Annotated in this window: 20 protein-coding genes; 19 read left to right on the top strand and 1 reads right to left on the bottom strand. The window is 35.6% G+C overall.

Annotation, left to right across the window (positions count from 1 at the left end):
- The first annotated feature begins 169 nt into the window (after positions 1–169).
- The 17 genes from pplA (at position 170) to deoD (ending at position 17,587) form a co-directional block, all read left to right on the top strand.
- Positions 170–1,090, top strand: a complete 921-nt coding sequence (gene pplA / locus DOK76_RS03270; protein ID WP_206964964.1) for an extracellular electron transfer flavoprotein PplA — start codon at positions 170–172, stop codon at positions 1,088–1,090.
- Between the two features lie 109 nt (positions 1,091–1,199).
- Complete coding sequence (locus DOK76_RS03265) at positions 1,200–2,309, top strand: FAD:protein FMN transferase (RefSeq protein WP_206964963.1); 1,110 nt, start codon at positions 1,200–1,202, stop codon at positions 2,307–2,309.
- Between the two features lie 14 nt (positions 2,310–2,323).
- Positions 2,324–3,265: a 1,4-dihydroxy-2-naphthoate polyprenyltransferase gene (menA, locus tag DOK76_RS03260; protein WP_206964962.1), complete on the top strand. Its 942-nt coding sequence runs from the start codon at positions 2,324–2,326 to the stop codon at positions 3,263–3,265.
- A 108-nt stretch (positions 3,266–3,373) separates the two neighbouring features.
- Positions 3,374–4,609: an S-methyl-5-thioribose kinase gene (gene mtnK, locus DOK76_RS03255; protein ID WP_206964961.1), complete on the top strand. Its 1,236-nt coding sequence runs from the start codon at positions 3,374–3,376 to the stop codon at positions 4,607–4,609.
- The gene (locus DOK76_RS03250; RefSeq protein WP_206964959.1) at positions 4,593–5,645 is read left to right on the top strand and encodes an S-methyl-5-thioribose-1-phosphate isomerase; all 1,053 of its coding nucleotides are present in this window, start codon (positions 4,593–4,595) and stop codon (positions 5,643–5,645) included. Before mtnK ends, DOK76_RS03250 begins: the two co-directional genes overlap by 17 nt.
- 20 nt (positions 5,646–5,665) lie before the next feature.
- Positions 5,666–6,325: an L-fuculose-phosphate aldolase gene (locus DOK76_RS03245; protein ID WP_206964956.1), complete on the top strand. Its 660-nt coding sequence runs from the start codon at positions 5,666–5,668 to the stop codon at positions 6,323–6,325.
- A 72-nt stretch (positions 6,326–6,397) separates the two neighbouring features.
- On the top strand, positions 6,398–6,610 hold the full coding sequence (locus DOK76_RS03240) for a zinc ribbon domain-containing protein (protein WP_206964955.1): 213 nt from the start codon (positions 6,398–6,400) through the stop codon (positions 6,608–6,610).
- Between the two features lie 105 nt (positions 6,611–6,715).
- Positions 6,716–7,714 (top strand): LacI family DNA-binding transcriptional regulator, encoded by a 999-nt coding sequence (locus tag DOK76_RS03235; RefSeq protein ID WP_206964953.1) that lies wholly within the window; start codon positions 6,716–6,718, stop codon positions 7,712–7,714.
- Positions 7,715–7,843: 129 nt separating this feature from the next.
- Positions 7,844–9,145 carry a pyrimidine-nucleoside phosphorylase gene (locus DOK76_RS03230; RefSeq protein ID WP_206964951.1) on the top strand — a complete coding sequence of 434 codons (1,302 nt, stop codon included), beginning with the start codon at positions 7,844–7,846 and terminating at the stop codon, positions 9,143–9,145.
- 489 nt (positions 9,146–9,634) lie between these two features.
- Positions 9,635–10,033: a cytidine deaminase gene (locus DOK76_RS03225; protein ID WP_206964949.1), complete on the top strand. Its 399-nt coding sequence runs from the start codon at positions 9,635–9,637 to the stop codon at positions 10,031–10,033.
- A 52-nt stretch (positions 10,034–10,085) separates the two neighbouring features.
- Positions 10,086–11,153 carry a BMP family lipoprotein gene (locus tag DOK76_RS03220; RefSeq protein ID WP_206964946.1) on the top strand — a complete coding sequence of 356 codons (1,068 nt, stop codon included), beginning with the start codon at positions 10,086–10,088 and terminating at the stop codon, positions 11,151–11,153.
- 86 nt (positions 11,154–11,239) lie between these two features.
- Positions 11,240–12,763: an ABC transporter ATP-binding protein gene (locus tag DOK76_RS03215; RefSeq protein WP_206964975.1), complete on the top strand. Its 1,524-nt coding sequence runs from the start codon at positions 11,240–11,242 to the stop codon at positions 12,761–12,763.
- The gene (locus DOK76_RS03210) at positions 12,756–13,832 is read left to right on the top strand and encodes an ABC transporter permease (RefSeq protein ID WP_370590085.1); all 1,077 of its coding nucleotides are present in this window, start codon (positions 12,756–12,758) and stop codon (positions 13,830–13,832) included. The genes DOK76_RS03215 and DOK76_RS03210 overlap by 8 nt, the downstream gene beginning before the upstream one ends.
- A 3-nt stretch (positions 13,833–13,835) precedes the next feature.
- Entirely contained in the window at positions 13,836–14,789 is a 954-nt protein-coding gene (locus DOK76_RS03205; protein WP_206964945.1) for an ABC transporter permease, read from the top strand.
- 76 nt (positions 14,790–14,865) lie between these two features.
- Entirely contained in the window at positions 14,866–16,038 is a 1,173-nt protein-coding gene (gene deoB, locus DOK76_RS03200; RefSeq protein WP_206964943.1) for a phosphopentomutase, read from the top strand.
- A 14-nt stretch (positions 16,039–16,052) separates the two neighbouring features.
- Positions 16,053–16,868 carry a purine-nucleoside phosphorylase gene (locus DOK76_RS03195; protein ID WP_206964941.1) on the top strand — a complete coding sequence of 272 codons (816 nt, stop codon included), beginning with the start codon at positions 16,053–16,055 and terminating at the stop codon, positions 16,866–16,868.
- Between the two features lie 11 nt (positions 16,869–16,879).
- Positions 16,880–17,587, top strand: coding sequence for a purine-nucleoside phosphorylase (gene deoD, locus DOK76_RS03190; protein WP_206964939.1), 708 nt, complete (start codon positions 16,880–16,882; stop codon positions 17,585–17,587).
- Between the two features lie 47 nt (positions 17,588–17,634).
- Here deoD and DOK76_RS03185 read toward each other — a convergent pair whose 3' ends face one another.
- Entirely contained in the window at positions 17,635–18,447 is an 813-nt protein-coding gene (locus DOK76_RS03185) for a MurR/RpiR family transcriptional regulator (RefSeq protein WP_206964937.1), read from the bottom strand.
- Between the two features lie 152 nt (positions 18,448–18,599).
- Here DOK76_RS03185 and DOK76_RS03180 point away from each other — a divergent pair, with 152 nt between their 5' ends.
- Together DOK76_RS03180 and DOK76_RS03175 are read left to right on the top strand one after the other, a co-directional pair.
- On the top strand, positions 18,600–19,292 hold the full coding sequence (locus DOK76_RS03180; RefSeq protein WP_206964935.1) for an N-acetylmannosamine-6-phosphate 2-epimerase: 693 nt from the start codon (positions 18,600–18,602) through the stop codon (positions 19,290–19,292).
- Between the two features lie 16 nt (positions 19,293–19,308).
- The gene (locus DOK76_RS03175; protein ID WP_206964933.1) at positions 19,309–20,814 is read left to right on the top strand and encodes a PTS transporter subunit EIIC; all 1,506 of its coding nucleotides are present in this window, start codon (positions 19,309–19,311) and stop codon (positions 20,812–20,814) included.
- The last annotated feature ends 258 nt before the right edge of the window (positions 20,815–21,072 follow it).

Here is a 21,072-nt window from a genome sequence, read left to right as displayed (position 1 = left end):
CTAGTTTGTCTTCAATCTGATATTTTTTAGGGAATTTTCCCTTTTATTAGAAATTTGTGAAAATCTGAATAAGCCATTGAAAAACCATTGCAATTTGTTCAACGATGTAATAAAATAAAATATGTAAAATAGTTCACATAATTTTAAAAACAAAGGATGGTTTGTAATTATGAAAATGAAAAAATTAATCACAGGAACAACAGTTTTAGTTATGTCTACATTATTGTTAGCTGCTTGTGGTGGCGGCAATAAAGATGCTAAAGATACAAAACAATCTTCAGCAGCATCTACTGAAAAAGTAGAAAAAACAGAAGAAACTGCAGCACCTGAAAAAATCGCTGGTGGCGACTTAAAAGATGGTGAATACACATTAGAAGAGAAAAACGAAAACAATGGTTACCGTGCTGTCTTCACAATGGTTGTTAAAGATGGAAAAATCACAGAATCTAAATACGATAACATCAACAAAGATGGTAAATCAAAAACAGAAGATGCTGAATACAACAAAATGATGAAAGAAAAAGCAGGTATTAGCCCAGATAAATTTATTCCTGAGTTAAACGATGCTTTCTTAAAAGCACAATCTGCTGACGGAGTAGACGTAGTAACTGGAGCAACTCATTCAACTGAGTCATTCAAAAACTATGCACAACAATTAATCCAAGCAGCTCAAGCTGGTAAAACAGATAAAATCGAAATCGATAACGGCGCTGACTTAAAAGACGGTGAATATACATTAGAAGAAAAAAATGAATCTAATGGTTACCGTACTGCTTTCACTTTAGTTGTTAAAGATGGCAAAATTGCAGAATCTAAATATGATAACATCAACAAAGATGGTAAATCAAAAACAGAAGATGCTGAATACAACAAAATGATGAATGAAAAATCTGGTACAAGCCCAGATAAATTTATTCCAGAATTAAACAAAGGGTTAGTTGAAAAACAAAAACCTTCTGAAATGGACGTAGTAACTGGAGCAACACATTCTACACATGCTTTCCAAATGTATGCTGAACAATTAATCAATGCAGCAGAAAAAGGCGATACTGCTAAAATTGAAGTTGACAACATCGTTTTTGGTAAATAATAGTTACATTTAAAAGAGCAGCAAGTCAGTTGACTTGTTGCCTTTTTTTATTTGTAATATCAGATAAATTATAGTTAAATGAAAAAAGAGATGGAAAGAAGGGAAAAAGATGAAAAGACATTATCAACGTTTATTACTATTATTATTAGTTCCTATATTAGGATTGACCTTAACGGCTTGTGGAACGGATTCTAAAAAGGCAGAAAAAGCACCAGCCAAAGAATCAACTTTGTTAAAAGAACCGTATAAAAAAGAAGAATTTTTAATGGGGACTTATGTCAGAGTTCAGATTTTTGATAAAGGCAAAGAAGATGTGTTGGATAAAACATTCGCTCGTATTAGAGAATTGGATAAAAAAATTACAGTGAATGAAAAAGGATCAGGTTCAGAAGTAGAAAAAATCAACGAAAAAGCAGGGATTGAACCTGTCAAAGTTTCAGATGATGTGTACCGATTAGTTGAAAAATCACTCTATTTTAGTCAAGATTCTAAAGGTGGGTTTGATTTAACCATTGGACCAATTACTGAGTTGTGGCATATTGGTTTTGATGATGCTAGAAAACCAGAACAAAGTGAAATTGATGAAGCATTGAAGTTAGTTGATTATCACAAAGTGAAATTAGATGACAAAGAAAAAACAGTCTTTCTAGAAGAAAAAGGCATGCGTCTTGATTTAGGAGCGATTGCTAAAGGATTTATTACAGATGAAGCCGTTCAAGTGATGGTGGATAATGGTGTAACTTCAGGTATTGTAGACTTAGGTGGTAATATCTTTGTTTTAGGAGATAGTCCAAGAAGTAAAGATGGCGAATGGAAGATTGGAATCCAAGACCCTAATGAAGCTCGTAATACTATCGTAGGTTCTGTAACTAATAAAAACATGTCTTTAGTAACATCAGGTATTTATGAAAGAAACCTTGAAGTAGACGGTAAACTGTATCATCATTTATTTAACTCAAAAACAGGTTATCCTTTTGAAAATGAGATTGCAGGAGTGACTATTATTTCTGATACGTCTGTTGCCGGTGATGGTCTTTCAACTGCAGTATTCTCTATGGGTGTTAAAGGCGGTATGGAGTATGTGGAAGATAGAAAAGATATTGATGCTATTTTTGTGACAAAAGAAGATGATATCTACTTAAGTAGTGGAGTTAAAGATCGTTTTGTATTAAATGAAGATTCGCCTTACAAGGTGAAAGACATTAAAGAGTTGAAATAGTGAGGGTTTAAGGGATGACAATGAAAATATTTTTTGAATTGGTTGAAATTAGAACGAAGCTAGCTAGTTTATTTCCATTCATCATTGGTTTGTTGTTTTCAGCTGTAGCCTTTGGTCAGGTTCATGGGGAAAATATGATGTTGTTCTTTTTAGCAATGTTGGTATTTGATATGGCCACAACAGCAATAAATAATCTAATGGATTTTAAAAAAGCTAAAAATGATGACTACCAAGAAAACACCAATATTATTGGAACAGCTAAGCTAAGCGAAAAGAAAGTTAGCTATTTAATCTATTCTATGATTGCTTTTTCAAGTTTAATTGGTTTGTATCTAACATTACAAACGAGTTTATTATTACTATTAATGGGTGGGGCTTGTTTCTTAATTGGTATTTTTTATACCTTTGGCCCAGTGCCTCTATCAAGAATGCCACTAGGTGAAATCTTTAGTGGAGTAACTATGGGATTTGGAATTTTCTTTATTACCATTTATTTGAATATCTATGATTTAGGTATTTTAAATTTTGCAATAGCAGAAGGTCAAGTCATTTTTCAAATGCAGTTAAAGGCATTGATGATGATTATTTGGGCCTCTATTCCAATGATATTTACTATTGCTAACATTATGTTAGCTAATAATTTATGTGATTTAGAGCAAGATATCAGTAATCACCGTTACACGCTACCTTATTATATTGGTAAAGAGAATGGAGTTACATTATTCCAAATGTTAATGTATAGTTGTTACTTATTTATCGGGTTAGGCGTAGTCTTTGGTGTGTATCACTGGGCAATGCTGCTTGTTTTAGGAACATTTCCTAAAATTCACGATAACGTGAGAACATTTAGCCGCAAACAAGAAAAAGCAACTACATTTAGTATAGCTATTAAAAATTTAGTATTGTTTAACGGGGCTCAAATTGTAGGACTTATGTTAAGTTTAGTTCTATCATAAAAAAGTAAATAATTAGAAAAGGTGAGACAGGCTATAAGTCATAAAACTTATATCGCAGTCTCGCCTTTTTTATTATATGATTAACTAGAAGATAAAGGAGGTTGAAACGTGTCATCATTTAAATATCATGTCTTAATGTCTAGTGAGACAGTTAAGACGTACGTTCTCACTAAAACAAACATCTTTGCGCCTGATGCCATACTGGAAGTCACAGAAATAGGCGATGGTAATATCAACTATGTTTTTCTAGTAAAAGAAGAGAAGACAGGGAAAAGTGTTGTGGTGAAACAAGCAGATACGTTATTACGTTCATCAGGTCGTCCTTTAGATATTAATCGTAGCCGAATCGAAGCGGATATTTTACGCATTCAATATGAGTTAGTGCCTGAATTTGTCCCAGAAGTGTATCATTACGATGACACAATGGCAGCTTTAATTATGGAAGATATATCAGCTTATCAAAATTTACGGTATGAACTAGAGAAAAAAAGAATGTTTCCTCATTTAGCTAAAGACATCAGTGTCTTTTTAGTTGAGACACTTCTTTCAACGACAGATTTAATTTGGGATCGTCATGATAAAAAACGAAAAGTAGCTCATTTTGTAAATGTCGAAATGTGCGATATTAGTGAAGATCTGGTATTCACAGAGCCTTACAATGATTACAAACAACGAAACGTTATTTTAGAAGACAACCAATCATTTGTAGAAAGTTATGTTTATAGTAATCAAGTTTTATTAAAAGAAGTTGGCGTGTTGAGAAATAATTACATGAATAATGCTCAATCACTAATACATGGTGATTTACACTCAGGTTCTATCTTTATTAATGATGAAGGATTAAAAGTGATTGATCCTGAGTTTGCTTTTTACGGACCAATGGGTTACGACATTGGAAATGTTCTGGCACATTTAATGTTTCCTCTTGCCAAAAATGATTATTTTGAGACTGATTCTTCTTTTAAGGAATGGCTAGAAGAAACCATTAGCTCTCTTTATGAGTTCGTTAAAGACGGATTGAAACAAAAAATGGCAGCAGCTATCACGCTAGAGTTATATAATAATGAAGCATTCATTAATGAATATGTGGCTGACGTAATGGTAGATACACTTGGTTATCTTGGAACTGAGGTCATTCGACGTGTGATTGGAGACTCTAAAGTAAAAGAAATTAGCCAGTCCCCGGTAGGAGATAAACGTCTTGAGATGGAGAGAGTATTACTTCGTCTAGGTATTGATCTAGTGACTCATCGACAAGACTATCAGTCAGGTCAAGATATTTTAAAAGGTTACAAACAAGCAAAACAAAAGGAAAGAGGCGTTACAAGTGAAACGAGCAGATAATCATATGCCTTATTTACTCCAATATGAGAATGTGGCATGGTACAACAATGGAAAAGTCAAAATTTTAGATCGCCGTATTTATCCCACTCAAACGGTTTTTGTGGAGTGTCAGACTCACGTTGAGGTAGCGCAGGCTATTACGGATATGGTGACGCAAAGTGCAGGACCTTACACAGCTGCTGGTATGGGCATGGCTTTAGCTGCTTACGAGGCACAAGAGTTAACTCAAGAAGAACAACTTCTTTTCCTAGAGCAAGCAGCAACAACAATTGGTTATGCAAGACCAACAACAGCTAATCGTATGATACAAATCACGACAAATTGTGTGTCTGTTGCAAAAGAGGCTTTAGAAAAAGGTGAATCCCCAATTGAAGCAATTTTTGAAACGACCATAGAATCACTTAATCGCCGTTACACGATTATGGATCAAGTGGGACGTCACTTGTTAAAACAAATTCCTAAACATGGGACGATTTTAACACAGTGTTTTGGTGAAACTATTGTGGGAACTTTACTCAGAGCAGCTAAAGAAGAAGGTAGTGAATTAACTGTTTATTGTGCGGAAACAAGACCTTATTTACAAGGAGCACGTCTGACTTCTAGTTGTGCTGCTGATTTAGGCTTTGACACCACAGTGATTACAGACAACATGGTAGCCTATGTGATGGAAAATAAGGGAATCGATGTGTTCACCTCAGCAGCAGATACCATTGCCAGAGATGGTCATATAGCCAATAAGATTGGGACAAATCAAATGGCTATTTTAGCTCAACAATATAATGTGCCGTATTTTGTAACTGGGATACCTGACGCTGATAAAGGTAGTAGAGCAGATATTGTAATAGAAGAGCGAGACCCAAAACAGGTGTTAGAGTACCGAAGTATTCCTAATACATTACCTAGTGTTAAGGGAATTTATCCCTCTTTTGATATTACGCCACCTGGAAGAATTAGCGGCGTTGTCACAGATAAAGGGATTTACTCAGCCTATGATTTAGAGAGTTATTTTGAAGAAGAACAAGTTAGATTTTACTAAGGAGAAAAGGAGCTAAGCTAGTGAGATACATAAACGAAAGACAAGCCCTAGTTGACTACGGTAAACAAATGCTAGTAGAAGGACTAACAACAGGCACTGGTGGCAATTTAAGTATTTTTATCAGAGAAGAACAAGTGATGTTGATTACACCAAGCGGAATTCCTTATATGGAAACGACTAAAGAAGATATTGTCTTAATGACTTTAGAAGGGGAAATTTTGGAAGGTGAGCGTAAACCGTCTAGTGAGTATGACATGCATCGTATTTTTTATGAAAGAACAACTGATGTGAATGCTGTTGTACATACACACTCAGACTATGCTACAGTTTTTGCTTGTTTACATGAAGATATCTTACCTCTTCATTACATTATTGGTTCAGTCGGTAGTAAAATCAGATGTTGTGGCTATGAAACGTTTGGTACAGAAAAATTAGCAGAAACAGCTTTTGAGTCTATGAATGATGATAAAGGAATTTTATTAGGCAATCATGGAGTATTAGCTATCGGTGAAGATTTAGCGTCAGCTTTCTCTGTTGCTAAAGACATTGAATTTATCGCAAAACTTTATTACAGGGCTAAGTCAATCGGAACGCCAGTGTTATTAAAAGAAGATGATTTAGAAGAAGTTATTGAAAAATTTGGGACTTATGGGCAGCTAAGAACTCACGGTCAAAATTAAGACTGGAGACGGATAGAGATTTTCGAGGGCTCATGATACACTCTCCTTAACAAGAAATGAGGGAGAAATAAAATGGAAAAGAAACAATATCATTGTGACAAATGCGGCAATAACCATTACGTATCAGATCAATTTCAAGCAACAGGTGGTAACTTTGCTAAAATATTTGATGTTCAAAATAAGAAATTTATTACAGTTAGTTGTAGCCGTTGTGGCTTTACTGAATTGTACCGAGCAGAAACATCAGATGGTTGGAATGTTTTAGACTTCTTAATCGGTGGTTAAACACGAAGCTAATTAGCTTTGTGTTTTTTTATTTCATAAAAACGCTACCTTTTTTTAGTGAATTTTGATATGATGGCTTTGGTAAAGGAAGGGGGAACGGTGATTATGAAGACAACAATTAAAGATATTGCCCAAATCACAGGAGTGTCCATAACAACAGTTTCTCAAATATTAAATAATAAAGGTCAACGCTTTAGCGAAGACACACGTCAACGTGTTTTGAAAGCGGTTAAGGATCATGATTATAATCCAGATTATTTTGCTCAGAATTTAATCAAACGAGAATCAAAAACAATTGGTATGATTGTGCCTGATGTGACTGATTTGTTTTTCTCGAAAGTAATTGAAGGGGTAGAAGCCTATTTAACTAAAAAAGATTACATGATCCTATTATGTAATTCGAACCATTCCCATGAAATGGAAAAAAGCTACATTAAGCAGTTACTAAATCGTTCTGTAGCAGGGATTATTTTAGCAAGCCCTAACTCATTAGAGCTTGAGACAAGCTTACAATCAAGTCCCTATTTATTAATTGATAGAGGATTAAATACAAGAGCAGAAGGTAATTTATTAGTAAAAGAGTATGAAGGTAGTTATGAATCTGTTCAGTACTTAGTTAACAATGGTCATAAAAGTATAGGTATGTTAACCAATGAATTAGGCTATTATGAAATGTCAGAGAGATATGAAGCTTATCGTCAATGCTTAACAGATAATCAGATTTCCTTCCAAAGTGAATGGATTGAAGATGGTCCAGTAACAATTGAAGGTGGCTATGAAGCAGCAAAACGCTTGTTGAAGAGAACTAAAGTAACAGCTCTTTGTTGTGGGAATGACCAAATGGCTATTGGTACCTACCGAGCAGCGTACGAATTAGGTTTAACTATTCCAGATGATTTATCTGTTATCGGTTTTGATGATTTAGAGATATCATCTTATTTGAATCCCCCTTTAACAACGGTTGCTCAACCAGCTTTTGAGATTGGCTATACTGCAGCAACGTATTTATTTCAGTCAATTAAAAACCCGGGAGTTAAAATTCCTAATAAGACATTTGAAACGGAATTTATCGTTAGAGGAAGCACACAACCAGTTGACAAATAATCAAAACGTGTGCTAAAATTCTTCTTGTAAGCGCTATTAAAGAAAAACAATCAAAAGTAAATCGTTTTACTAATTGGTTTTATCCCTTTCGTAAATCGTTTTACTAAAAAAGAATTGAGGTTTTTATTCATGAGAATGGTAGATTTGATTCAAAAAAAACGAGATGGTGGCATTCTTTCTGAAGAAGAAATTAAGTTCATCGTTTCAGGTTACACAGATGGTAGTATTACCGACTATCAAATGAGTGCCTTGTTAATGTCGATTTACTTTAAAGATATGACGGATGAAGAAATTACATCTTTAACAATGGCTATGAGTCATTCAGGTGATGTGATCGACTTATCTGAAATCGAAGGTATTAAAGTAGATAAACACTCAACAGGTGGTGTGGGAGACACAACAACAATTGTATTAGCTCCTTTAGTTGCCTCAGTTGGAGCAGCAGTTGCTAAAATGAGTGGTCGTGGATTAGGACATACTGGTGGAACTATTGACAAATTAGAAGCAATCCCAGGTTTTCAAGTTGAAATTCCCAATGATGACTTTATACGCTTAGTAAATGAAAGTTATGTTGCCGTAACTGGACAATCAGGAGATTTAGCTCCAGCCGATAAAAAAATATACGCTTTACGTGATGTGACAGCAACAGTGGATTCAATTCCTTTAATTGCTAGTTCGATCATGAGTAAAAAAATTGCTTCAGGGGCAGATGCCATTGTGTTAGATGTAACAACAGGTGACGGTGCCTTTATGAAGAGTTTAGAAGATGCAGAACGTTTGGCTCATACAATGGTTCGTATTGGTAAGTTAGCTAATCGTCAAACAATGGCTATTATTTCTGATATGTCACAACCTCTTGGAAATGCTATTGGAAACGCTAACGAAATCAAAGAAGCTATTGATGCATTGAAAGGTAATGGACCAGAAGATTTGATGGAAATGGTTTATACATTAGGAAGTCAAATGGTTGTATTAGCTAAAAAAGCAGAAACTCTTGAAGAAGCTCGTCGTATGTTAGAAGAAAATATTGCTAATGGTAAAGCAGTAGATAAGTTTAAAGAGATGATTAGAAACCAAGGTGGAGATGACTCAGTTGTCGACCATCCAGAGAAATTACCACAAGCTAAATATGTCATTGAAGTGCCATCTAAACAAACAGGCGTTGTATCAAAAATGGTAGCTGACCAAATTGGTATTGCTGCTATGTTACTAGGTGCAGGTCGTCGAACTAAAGAAGAAGCTATTGATTATGGTGTTGGTTTATTCCTTAACAAAAAAGTAGGAGACGCTGTAAAAGAGGGCGAATCATTAGTAACAATCTATTCAAATCGTGAAGACGTGGAAGATGTTAAAAAAGTACTTTACGATAACATCGAAATTGGTGAAGATGGAGTAGAACCTATCTTAATTCATAAAGTGATTACCGAATAATAGATAGAGACAAAAAGAAATTGTTCATGAAAATATCAAATCATATTGAAAAAATTCACTAAAAATAGTATCTTTATTTTTGGAGATATAGTTTGATTAAAGGTCTTTTTTACCTAATTTAAAGTGAAATAATATCGCTTCTGAATTCAATAATGAAAGTTTTTTAATGTTAGTAAATGAAGCTATTGCAGATTTAGAACGGTATTCTGATTTTTGTCTTTAATTTTACTGTTTATTGTGTGAAATAATGGTAAAATTGAGAGGGCTTTAAAAAGCGAAAGGAGGCTAAAATTTCGTTAAGGTAATGTCTCAACTTGTTTTTATGAAGCATCTTATCATATCAGTAAGCTTGTTACGTTATCATTTGTGAGATTTAAGAGTTGTATGAACAAGATTTCTTTATTCTTTTAAATAGGTATAGTTAACTGTTTTACCTAGAAAGAATCGCTAGTTATAACAAAGTCTTAAAAAAGAAAGGAATCTTTTAGTATGTCAGCAAAACAAGAATGGATTAACACAGCAATCGAAGCAATGGAGAAAGCCTACGTGCCGTACTCTAAATTTCCAGTTGGAGCTGCTTTGATTACTGAGTCAGGTGAAGTATTTCAAGGGTGTAACATTGAAAATGCCTCATTTGGATTAACAAATTGTGCTGAGCGAACTGCCTTTTTTAAAGCAGTCTCAGAAGGAAACATGTCATTTAGTCATCTAGTTGTTGCTGGAGAGACTGAAGACCCAATTTCTCCTTGTGGTGCTTGTCGTCAAGTCATGGTTGAATTTTGTAGCCCTGATATGCCAGTCAGCTTAGTTAACACAAAAGGCGACATCAAAGAGACAACAGTTTCCGAGCTTCTACCCTACTCATTTGAAAGCGATCAAATGGGCTAGTCAATTACGGTGTTAAAAATTTACATAAAAAAATTCTGGAGGGAATAACACAATGAAAAAAAGTACATTATTAAAGACAGGTTTGGCATTAGCATTAACTTTAACGCTAACAGCATGTGGTGGCGGAAACACTAAGAAAGACGACGCTGCTAAAAAAGATGGCGGAAAAGACGGAGCTAACCATTCAGTTGCTTTAGTAACTGACGTTGGTGGGGTTGATGATAAATCATTTAACCAATCAGCTTGGGAAGGTTTACAAGAATGGGGTAAAGAAAACAACAAAGAAAAAGGGAAAGATGGTTTCAACTACTACCAATCTAACTCAGATTCAGATTTCTTACCTAACTTAAACCAAGCAATCAATGATGGATTCAAAACAATCTTTGGTATTGGATTCAAATTACAACCTGCTATTGAAGAAATCGCAGATAGTAAAAAAGACAACAACTTTGTTATCATTGACTCTGTTGTAGAAGGTAAAGAAAATGTTGCTTCTGTTGTATTTAAAGATAACGAAGCTGCTTACTTAGCTGGTATTGCTGCTGCTCAAACAACTCAAACTAAAAAAGTTGGTTTTGTAGGTGGACAAGAAGGTGAAGTTATCGGACGTTTTGAAGCTGGATTTGTTGCTGGTGTTAAATCAGTAGACCCAGAAATCAAAGTTGACGTTCAATACGCTGGTTCATTTGGTGATGCTGCTAAAGGTAAATCAATCGCTGCTGCAATGTACAAGAGTGGTGTAGATGTAATCTTCCACGCTTCAGGTGATACTGGTAACGGTGTATTCTCAGAAGCTCGTGACATCATGAAAACTAATCCAAAAGATAAAGTTTGGGTAATCGGTGTTGACCGTGACCAAGAAGAAGAAGGTAAATATGATGGCGGAAACGTTACATTAACTTCAACTCTTAAAGGTGTAGGAACAGTTGTTAAAGATATCTCTGGTAAAGCAAACGAAGATAAATTCCCTGGTGGAGAAACATTAGTTTACGGTCTTAAAGACGGTGGTGTTGACTTAACTAAAGGTCAATTATCAGAAGACGTATTAAAAGCTGTAGATGATGCTAAAACTCAAATCATCGACGGAAAAGTTGAAGTTCCAGAAAAACCAACAAAATAATTAATTAACTTGTTACTCAGTTAAAAGTATTTATCCGAAATAGTTAGGAAGTGAAGAAAGTGGATGAATCACAATACGTGATTGAAATGAATAATATTACTAAAGCTTTTGGATCGTTTAAAGCCAACGATAATATTAATCTTAAAGTAAAAAAAGGTGAGATTCATGCGTTACTAGGAGAAAACGGAGCTGGTAAGTCAACTCTTATGAACATCTTATCAGGACTATTAGAACCTACTTCTGGGTCTATTACAATTAATGGAAAAGAAGAAAAAATCGCTAATCCCACAGTTGCCAATAAACTTGGTATCGGAATGGTTCATCAACATTTCATGTTGATTGATAATTTCACTGTAGAGGAAAATATTGTTTTAGGTAGTGAACCAACAAAAGCTGGTGTAATTGATAAGAAAAAAGCTTTTGAGGAAATCATGGCTGTTTCGGATAGATATGGATTTAAGATTGATCCTAAAGAACTGGTAAGTAACATTTCAGTAGGGATGCAACAACGTGTTGAAATCTTAAAAACACTCTATCGTGGAGCCGAAATCTTAATCTTTGATGAACCAACTGCTGTGTTAACACCTCAAGAAATTGATGAGTTAATTGAAATCATGCACGGTTTAGTTAAAGAAGGTAAGTCAATTGTTCTGATTACACATAAATTAGATGAAATCAAAGCAGTGGCTGACCGTTGTACGGTTATTCGACGAGGTAAAAGTATTGATACCGTTAATGTTGCAGATGTCACTCAACAAGAGTTGGCAGATTTGATGGTAGGTCGTTCAGTGTCATTTAAGACACTGAAGGGACCATCAAACCCAACAAAACCTGTGTTACAAATTAAAGATTTAGTAGTAAAAGAAAACCGTGGCTTAGATGCTGTTAAAAATCTTAATTTAGAAGTTCGTGCAGGAGAAGTAGTGGGGATTGCAGGAATTGATGGTAACGGACAAAGTGAGTTACTTCAAGCAATTGCTGGTATGCGTAAAGTTGAAAGTGGTACGATCGAGATTAATGGTAAAGATATGACCAACAAACGACCTCGTGAAATCACTGAAAATAGTATGGGACATGTACCTGAGGATCGTCATCGTTATGGTTTAGTGTTACCAATGACCTTATCAGAAAACATCGCGCTTCAAACGTACTACAAAGAACCTCTAAGTAAAAACGGTCTCTTGAATTACAAGGAAATTAATTCCCATGCAAGAAAATTGATCGAAGAATTTGATGTTAGAACACCAAATGAGTTAGTTCCTGCTAGTGCTTTATCAGGAGGAAACCAACAAAAAGCAATTATTGCTCGTGAAATTGACCGTGATCCAGATATGTTAATGGTTGCTCAACCAACTCGTGGTTTAGACGTTGGAGCGATTGAATATATTCACAAACGTTTGATTGAACAAAGAGATAATGGAAAAGGTGTTTTAGTAGTGAGTTTCGAGCTTGATGAAATTTTAAATGTATCTGACCGTATTGCGGTTATGTTTGATGGTAATATTACAGGTATTGTGAAACCATCAGAAACAAACGAACAAGAACTAGGTTTACTTATGGCTGGTGTACCACTTGAAGAAGTAAGGAAAGGGGCTGTGGCTAGTGAATAAGCAAGAGTCAACACTTAAAAATTTAGCAGTGCCAGTTCTTTCCGTACTTTTCGGATTATTATTAGGTGCAGTGATTATGTTAGCTTTTGGTTACAATCCAATTGCTGGATATAGCGCAATGTTAAACGGAGCTTTAGGTAGCTCATACAACATTGGTGAAGTTATTCGTTTAGCGACACCACTAATTTTAACTGGTTTAGGTTTTGCTGTAGCCAATACAGCAGGATTCTTCAATATCGGTTTGTCAGGTCAAGCTCTATGTGGTTGGATTGTTTCGATTTGGTTAGCAATGTTATTCCCTGATTTACCTAAAGCATTATTAGTTCCTTTATGTATTGTTGCCGGAACATTAGCAGGAGCTCTATGGGCTGGTATTGCTGGGTTCTTAAAAGCACAATTTGGAACAAGTGAAGTTATTGTTACTATTATGTTAAACTATACTATTTTACACATAAGCAATCATTTAGTACGTAACGTCTTTACAAATGATGCAGATGCAACACAACAAATTAGTCAAAATGCAAGTTTAAGAGCAGACTTCTTAACTCAAATGACAGGTGGTTCTCGTTTAAATATGGGACTCTTCCTAGCTCTTGCGATGATTTTTGTTGTATGGGTGTTAATGAACCGTACAACTGTCGGTTTTGAATTACGTTCTGTCGGTCTTAATCCAGACGCTTCAGAATATGCTGGTATGAACTCTAAGAAAAATATTGTCCTAGCAATGTTAATCTCTGGTGGATTAGCTGGTATGGGTGGAGTTGTTGAAGGTCTAGGTACTTTCCAAAATCTCTATGTATTAGGTTCAGTTCCAACAATCGGATTTGATGGTATGGCCGTTTCCTTATTAGGTGGCGGAAGTCCAATCGGTATCTTAGTGTCAGCTTTACTATTTGGTATCCTAAAAATCGGTGGATTGAGTATGCCAGGTAACGCTGGAGTACCAAATGAGATTGTAGAGATTGTTATTGCTTCAATCATCTTCTTTGTTGGTATTAGTTACGCTATTCGTTACTTATTAGATAAAACAACTTCTAAAAAGCAAGCAGTTAAGAAAGGAGATGCGTAGGTTATGGTATCAATACTAGCAATCATTGTATCATCAGCATTAGTATACTCAGCTCCTTTAATTTTTACTGCCCTAGGTGGTACTTTCTCAGAACGAAGTGGTGTAGTTAACGTAGGTTTGGAAGGTATCATGACTGTCGGAGCCTTCAGTGCAACTGTTTTCAACTTATATACAGCTGATACATTTGGCGCAATGACTCCTTGGGTATCGATGTTATTCGGTGGATTAGTAGGTTTGGCATTTGCCTTAATTCACGCTGTAGCAACGATTAATTTAAGAGCAGATCACATTGTCAGTGGTACTGTAATCAACTTAATGGCACCAGGTTTGACAGTGTTCTTAACTAAAATGATGTTTGATGGACATGGTCAAACAGACATGTTAAAACAAACATTTGGTAAATTCAGTTTTCCAATCTTAAAAGATATTCCAGTCCTTGGACCAATCTTTTTTAAAGACACATCAGCACCTGCTTATGTGGCAATCGTAGTAGCTATCTTAGCTTACTTCATTATCTTTAAAACAAAATTTGGTTTAAGATTACGTTCTGTTGGTGAAAACCCACAAGCTGCAGATACATTAGGAATTAACGTTTATGCCATGAAATATGCAGGTGTGTTAATTTCTGGTTTCTTAGGTGGTATGGGGGGAGCTGTTGCTGTTCAATCAATTTCAGGTCAGTTCTCAATTTCAACAATCGCAGGACAAGGGTTTATCTCAATGGCAGCTATGATCTTTGGTAAATGGAACCCAATTAGTGTAATGTTTGCTGCAATTTTCTTTGGATTATCTCAAAGTTTAGCAGTTATCGGAAACTTAATTCCTGGTATCAAAGAATTACCAGCTGTCTACTTACAAGCAGCACCATATGTGTTAACAGTACTTGTACTTGTTATCTTTATTGGTAAATCACAAGGACCAAAAGCAATTGGTAAAACTTATGTGAAATCAAAATAATGATGAACGTGCCAAGGAAACCAATCTTTGGCACGTTTGCTATAAATAAAATTTTTTGGGAAGAAGGCGGACTTTTATGTTTAAAAGAGTTCATTTAGTAGTACTTGATTCAGTCGGTATTGGAGAAGCACCAGATGCTGATAAATTTGGTGATATTGGAAGTCACACTTTAGGACATATTGCTGAAGTTGCTGGTTTAAACGTGCCGAATATGGAGAATTTAGGTTTAGGTACGCTTGAGCCTCTTAAAGGAGTCAAAGCAGTAGAAGACCATCAAGGTTATGCAACAAAATTAGAAGAAATCTCAGTTGGTAAGGATACAATGACAGGTCATTGGGAAATCATGGGCTTAAATATCCAAACACCATTTAGAGTATTCCCTGAAGGCTTTCCTCAAGAATTATTAGACAAGATTACAGAATTCTCAGGTCGTGGTATTATTATGGGGGCGAATAAGCCTTATAGTGGAACAAAAGTAATTGATGACTTTGGTGAAGAACAAATGAAAACAGGGGATTTAATTATCTATACATCAGCTGACCCAGTACTTCAAATCGCAGCTCACGAAGATATTATTCCTTTAGAAGAACTATACAAAATTTGTGAGTACACTCGTGAAATTACAAAAGATGATCCTTACATGATTGGTCGTATTATTGCACGTCCTTATGTAGGTGAGCCTGGTAACTTTACTCGTACACCAAATCGTCATGACTATGCATTAGATCCATTTGGTAAAACAGTATTAGATTCATTAAAAGAAGCTGGTAAAGATGTAATTGCTGTTGGTAAAATCAATGATATCTTTAACGGTCAAGGAATGACTCAAGCTGTTAGAACTAAATCTAATATGGATGGTGTGGACAAATTATTAGACGTGATGAAGGAAGACTTCACTGGTTTAAGTTTTACTAACTTAGTCGACTTTGACGCTTTATTTGGACACAGACGTGACGTCGAAGGTTATGCTAATGCTTTAGAAGAGTTTGATGCTAGATTACCTGAAATTTATGCAGCTATGGGTGAAGATGATTTACTATTAATTACAGCAGACCATGGTAACGACCCAACCTTCCCAGGAACAGACCATACAAGAGAGTATGTACCACTTTTAGCTTATAGCAAAAAAATGACAGGACAAGGAGCTATTAAACAAGGCTTCTATTCAGATATTGCAGCAACGATTGCTGAAAACTTTGATGTAAAAGCAACAGAAAATGGAACAAGTTTTTTAAATCAATTAAAATAAGGAGCTACAATCACATGACATTAAGTGCAAAATTAAAAGAAACAGCAGAATTTATTCAAAGCAAAGGGGTACAAAATGTTGATTTTGGGCTAATCTTAGGTTCAGGCTTAGGTGAATTAGCAGATGAAATTACAGATAAAGTGGTTATTCCTTACGAAGAAATTCCTCATTTCCCAATATCAACTGTAGTGGGACATGCTGGTCAATTAGTTTATGGTAAATTATCAGGAAAAACAGTGTTAGCAATGCAAGGTCGTTTCCATTATTATGAAGGACATTCAATGCAAACAGTGACTTTCCCAGTACGTGTGATGAAAGCTTTAGGAGCTGACTCTTTAGTTGTAACTAATGCAGCTGGTGGAGTTAATACGTCATTTTCACCTGGAGATTTAATGTTGATTACTGATCAAATTAACTACACAGGAGACAATCCATTAATCGGATTAAATGAAGATGACTTAGGACCACGTTTCCCTGATATGTCAGAAGCTTATGATAAAGCGTATGGTGAAGTGGCAAAACGTGTGGCTGCTGAACTTAAAATTACGTTACAAAAAGGTGTTTACATGGGCTACTCAGGTCCAACTTATGAAACACCAGCAGAAATTAGAATGTCTCGTGCTTTAGGAGCAGATGCAGTTGGTATGTCAACTGTACCAGAAGTAATCGTAGCTAAACATATGTCTATGCGCGTTTTAGGTATTACTTGTGTGACTAACTTAGCAGCAGGTATGCAAGCTAACTTAAATCATGAAGAAGTAGTTGAAACAACAGAACGTGTTAAAGCAGATTTCAAAGAATTAGTAAAACTGACTTTAGAAAGAATTTAAGGAGAGAGTTCATGAGCGTACATATTGGAGCTAAAAAAGGTGACATCGCTGATCGTATTTTATTACCGGGAGATCCTTTAAGAGCAAAATACATTGCAGAAAAATTCTTAGAAAATCCAGTTTGTTATAACGAAGTTCGTGGTATGCTTGGCTATACAGGAACTTACAAAGGTGTAAAAGTATCTGTTCAAGGAACAGGTATGGGAATTCCTTCAGCATCTATTTATACAAACGAATTAATTCGTGAATACGATGTGAAAAAATTAATGCGTGTTGGAACATGTGGAGCCCTTAAAAAAGATGTACACGTGCGTGATTTAGTTTTAGCACAAGGAGCTGTAACGAATTCTAACTTCATGAAAGCTGATTTCCCAAATCATACCTATGCACCAATTGCTGATTATGAGTTGTTATCAACAGCTTACGGGATTGCAAAAGAACGTGGCTTTAACATTCATGTAGGAAATGTCATTTCAGATGATAGCTTCTACAAAGATGATTTGTCTGATACATTTAAATTAGCTGATTATGGTGTATTAGGAATCGAAATGGAAGCTGCTGTCATTTATTACTTAGCAGCCAAATACGGTGTTCAAGCACTTGCTTTAATGACTGTTAGTGATCATATGATTACTGGTGAAGAAACAACATCTGAAGAGCGTCAAAGTTCATTTGATGAAATGATGATTGTTGGACTTGAAACATTAATCCAAGACTAAAATAAAAAGACTGAGACGTAAGTATTTACTTATGTCTCGGTCTTTTTTTAGATTTGTTTATTAATAATGGAGCGTGCAATTTTTTCACGCATATTTAATTCGTCCACACCATAGGTTTTTTCATAATAGGTGATTAATAGATCCATAGCAAAAATTTGAGAGACTTTTCCAGTCAGTGAACCTCCGTTTAATAGGTACTCTTCAATAGCTGTTTGGATAACGACGTCTCCAAGCTGAGCAATTGGAGACAAGATATAATTAGAAATAACAATAATTTTTGTTTTGTTTTCTTTAGCGACACTCAAAGCGTCATAAATATCTTGGGTCTTTCCTGTTAAACTAAAGGCAATAATCAAGTCGTTTTCAGTACAAAGAGAAGCATTCATGGCTTGGTAGTGAGGATCAGTAATAGCTCTGGCTTGTAAGCCGCCTCGTAAAAAACGAGATTCCATGTCAACTGCAGTGATACCTGAGGAACCAACACCAAATATATAAATATGTTTAGCTTGATTAATCAGAGCAGCAGCAATTTCTAATTTACTTTCGTCAGCTAACTTAGATGTTTCCTGAATAGCGCTTACTAAATGATTTTCTACGGTATTGATAAATGAGGTGTTTGTCGTTTTTGAATGGTGGAATCCTTCTTTAGCAATATCAATTTTTAGATCTGAGAAACCACTATAACCTAACTTTTGACAAAAGCGCACAATGGTAGCATCCCCTACCATTGTGGCTTTTTTAATATCTAATAGTGTTTGATGTAAGACTTTTTCTCCAGAAGAAACAATGAAATCAGCGACTTTTTTTTCTGATTTAGTTAGCTCCTCATAATGGGCATGTATGGCATCAAGATAACTCATATAGCGTTCATTCCTTTTAACTATTCTTATCTCTATTTTCCGATAAAAAAAAATAAAGTCAATTTAATTTTTTCTCCATATTTACATTTTTGGAGAACGATGTTATATTTTATTTGGAGATGATCTCCTAATAATTAATTACGGAGGTAAAAATGGAGAAAGAGGAGTTTTTAAGTCAGATAAAAGACGGTATTATTGTGTCTTGCCAAGCCTTAGAAGGAGAGCCTTTGTATTCAGAGTTGGGCGGTATTATGCCTTTAATGGCAAAAGCGGCAGAGGAAGCTGGAGCAGTGGGGATTCGAGCTAATTCTGTAAGAGATATTTTAGAAATTAAAGAGGTAACAGATTTACCAATTATTGGTATTATCAAACGTGACTATCCACCACAAGAGCCATTTATCACAGCAACTATGAAAGAAGTAGATGAGCTCTATGAAGCAGGGGTAGATGTGATTGCTCTAGATTGTACGAAGCGGGAACGTTTTGATGGTAAAACAGTTGCTGAACACATTAAGGATATTAAAGCTAAGTATCCAAAGCAATTGCTTATGGCTGATATTGCTACTTTTGATGAAGGAGTAGAGGCTTATGAAGCTGGAGTGGACGTTGTGGGAACGACACTTTCAGGATATACCCCTAATAGTCGACAAGAAGCAGGTCCTGATATGGTTTTAATGGAACAATTAGTTGCTGCAAAAATACCTGTGATAGCTGAAGGAAAGATCCATACTCCAGAACAGGCAAAACGGATTAAAGAGTTAGGGGTCTCAGGAATCGTGATAGGTGGGGCTATTACACGTCCTAAGGAAATTGCCAAACGTTTTATTGATGGATTAGGTTTATAAAAAAAGGAGGAGTATTATGTTTAAGAAATTTTCTCAATTAGGTCGAGCATTTATGCTACCGATTGCTATTTTACCAGCAGCCGGTTTGTTACTTGGAATTGGAGGCGCTTTATCTAATGCTAGTGCAGTACAAGCTTATCCGTGGTTAGATCAGGCTTGGTTACAAACCATTTTGACAGTTATGAGTAATGCAGGAAATGCAGTTTTCAGTAACTTAGCGTTAATTTTTGCTATTGGTTTAGCAGTTGGTTTGGCTAATGGAGATAAAGGAACAGCTGGTCTAGCTGGTGGGGTATCATTCTTAGTTTATACAGCAACTATTAGTGGGTTATTGCAATTATTTTCACCAGACACAGCTATTGATACAGGTGTTGTGGGTTCAATTGCCATTGGGGGGACAGTGGCTTTTCTCCACAACAAATACCGAAAAATTGAGTTGCCACCATTTCTAGGATTTTTTGGAGGCTCACGTTTTATACCGATTGTGTCATCTATTGCCGCTATTTTTATTGGGGTAGCTTTTTTCTTAATTTGGCCACCTATCCAACAGGGAATGACAACCATTGGTGAAGCTGTGGCGGAAATGGGAAGTATCGGAACTTTCCTTTATGGCTTCTTATTACGCTTGACAGGCGCAGTTGGCTTACATCATACGATTTATCCAATGTTTTGGTACACGTCTCTTGGAGGCGTTGAAGTGGTAGCAGGGGAGACCATTTCAGGTGCGCAAAATATATTCTTTGCTCAGTTGGCTGATCCAAATCACACTGGTTTGTTTACTTATGGGACACGCTTCTTTGCAGGTCGTTTTGCTACAATGATGTTTGGTTTACCAGCAGCTTGTTTAGCAATGTACCATGCGATTCCAAAAGAAAACCGTAAACAAACAGGAGGCTTATATGCAAGTGGTGCTCTAACTTCTTTCTTAACAGGGATTACAGAACCTATTGAGTACATGTTCTTATTTAGCGCTCCTTGGTTATATGTGATTCATGCCTTCTTAGACGGGTGTTCTTTTTTAGTAGCCGATTTATTAAATATTAGGATTGGTAATTCTTTTTCAGGTGGTTTAATTGATTTTCTTCTTTTTGGTGTGTTTCAAGGAGAAGCCAAAACACACTGGTTGTACGTTATTCCAGTTGGTATTGTTTGGGCACTTGTCTACTATGTTGTTTTCTCATTCTTCATCCGTAAATTTAAAGTCTCTATTCCTGGAATGGAAGCTGTTGAGGTAAGTAGTGGTGAAGAGATAGTTGCAACAGAAGGAAGCAGTCGTTTACATCAAGAATCACTTATTATTATTGAAGCATTAGGTGGGGAAACTAATATTGCGTCAGTAGGAGCTTGTGCGACACGACTTAGGGTAGCTGTTGTCGATAATAAAGTGGTTGATAAAGCACGTATTCAACAATTAGGAGCTACTGCTGTATTAGAATTAAGCGGTGGGATCCAAGCCGTTTTTGGTGGAAAAGCCGATTTATATAGTCAAGAAATTAATCAGATTTTAGGGCATGATAATTAATAAAAAATGGTCATGATATTAAGTAAATGACTAACTAGTTTAAGATGATAAATTTGAGATAACTCTCAGATTTGTCATCTTTTTTTGCCTATAATAGGACCGTTTTGTTCACAAAAAGAAGGTATAAAACAAATAACTGTATAATGTAGATTTTCGGTACGTTAAAGTACTATTTTCAAACGAAACATACTATAATGAACAGTAATAGATACCTTGATAATAAACTTAATGATGATAACGTTTTTCTGATTATAAACC

The organism is Candidatus Vagococcus giribetii, from assembly GCF_017316185.1.
Taxonomy (GTDB): Bacteria; Bacillota; Bacilli; order Lactobacillales; family Vagococcaceae; genus Vagococcus; species Vagococcus giribetii.
The sequence above is the reverse complement of the archived record's forward strand: the minus strand, read 5'-3'. Positions and strand labels throughout refer to the sequence as shown.

Excerpts from the sequence above, each read along its gene's own strand:
- DOK76_RS03235 (WP_206964953.1), top strand. The coding sequence starts at position 6,716 with ATGAAGACAACAATTAAAGATATTGCCCAAATCACAGGAGTGTCCATA.
- deoB (WP_206964943.1), top strand. The coding sequence starts at position 14,866 with ATGTTTAAAAGAGTTCATTTAGTAGTACTTGATTCAGTCGGTATTGGA.
- DOK76_RS03175 (WP_206964933.1), top strand. The coding sequence starts at position 19,309 with ATGTTTAAGAAATTTTCTCAATTAGGTCGAGCATTTATGCTACCGATT.
- DOK76_RS03180 (WP_206964935.1), top strand. The coding sequence starts at position 18,600 with ATGGAGAAAGAGGAGTTTTTAAGTCAGATAAAAGACGGTATTATTGTG.
- DOK76_RS03230 (WP_206964951.1), top strand. The coding sequence starts at position 7,844 with ATGAGAATGGTAGATTTGATTCAAAAAAAACGAGATGGTGGCATTCTT.
- deoD (WP_206964939.1), top strand. The coding sequence starts at position 16,880 with ATGAGCGTACATATTGGAGCTAAAAAAGGTGACATCGCTGATCGTATT.
- DOK76_RS03220 (WP_206964946.1), top strand. The coding sequence starts at position 10,086 with ATGAAAAAAAGTACATTATTAAAGACAGGTTTGGCATTAGCATTAACT.
- DOK76_RS03215 (WP_206964975.1), top strand. The coding sequence starts at position 11,240 with ATGAATAATATTACTAAAGCTTTTGGATCGTTTAAAGCCAACGATAAT.
- menA (WP_206964962.1), top strand. The coding sequence starts at position 2,324 with ATGACAATGAAAATATTTTTTGAATTGGTTGAAATTAGAACGAAGCTA.
- DOK76_RS03185 (WP_206964937.1), bottom strand. The coding sequence starts at position 18,447 with ATGAGTTATCTTGATGCCATACATGCCCATTATGAGGAGCTAACTAAA.
- pplA (WP_206964964.1), top strand. The coding sequence starts at position 170 with ATGAAAATGAAAAAATTAATCACAGGAACAACAGTTTTAGTTATGTCT.
- DOK76_RS03195 (WP_206964941.1), top strand. The coding sequence starts at position 16,053 with ATGACATTAAGTGCAAAATTAAAAGAAACAGCAGAATTTATTCAAAGC.
- DOK76_RS03205 (WP_206964945.1), top strand. The coding sequence starts at position 13,836 with ATGGTATCAATACTAGCAATCATTGTATCATCAGCATTAGTATACTCA.
- DOK76_RS03265 (WP_206964963.1), top strand. The coding sequence starts at position 1,200 with ATGAAAAGACATTATCAACGTTTATTACTATTATTATTAGTTCCTATA.
- DOK76_RS03240 (WP_206964955.1), top strand. The coding sequence starts at position 6,398 with ATGGAAAAGAAACAATATCATTGTGACAAATGCGGCAATAACCATTAC.
- DOK76_RS03225 (WP_206964949.1), top strand. The coding sequence starts at position 9,635 with ATGTCAGCAAAACAAGAATGGATTAACACAGCAATCGAAGCAATGGAG.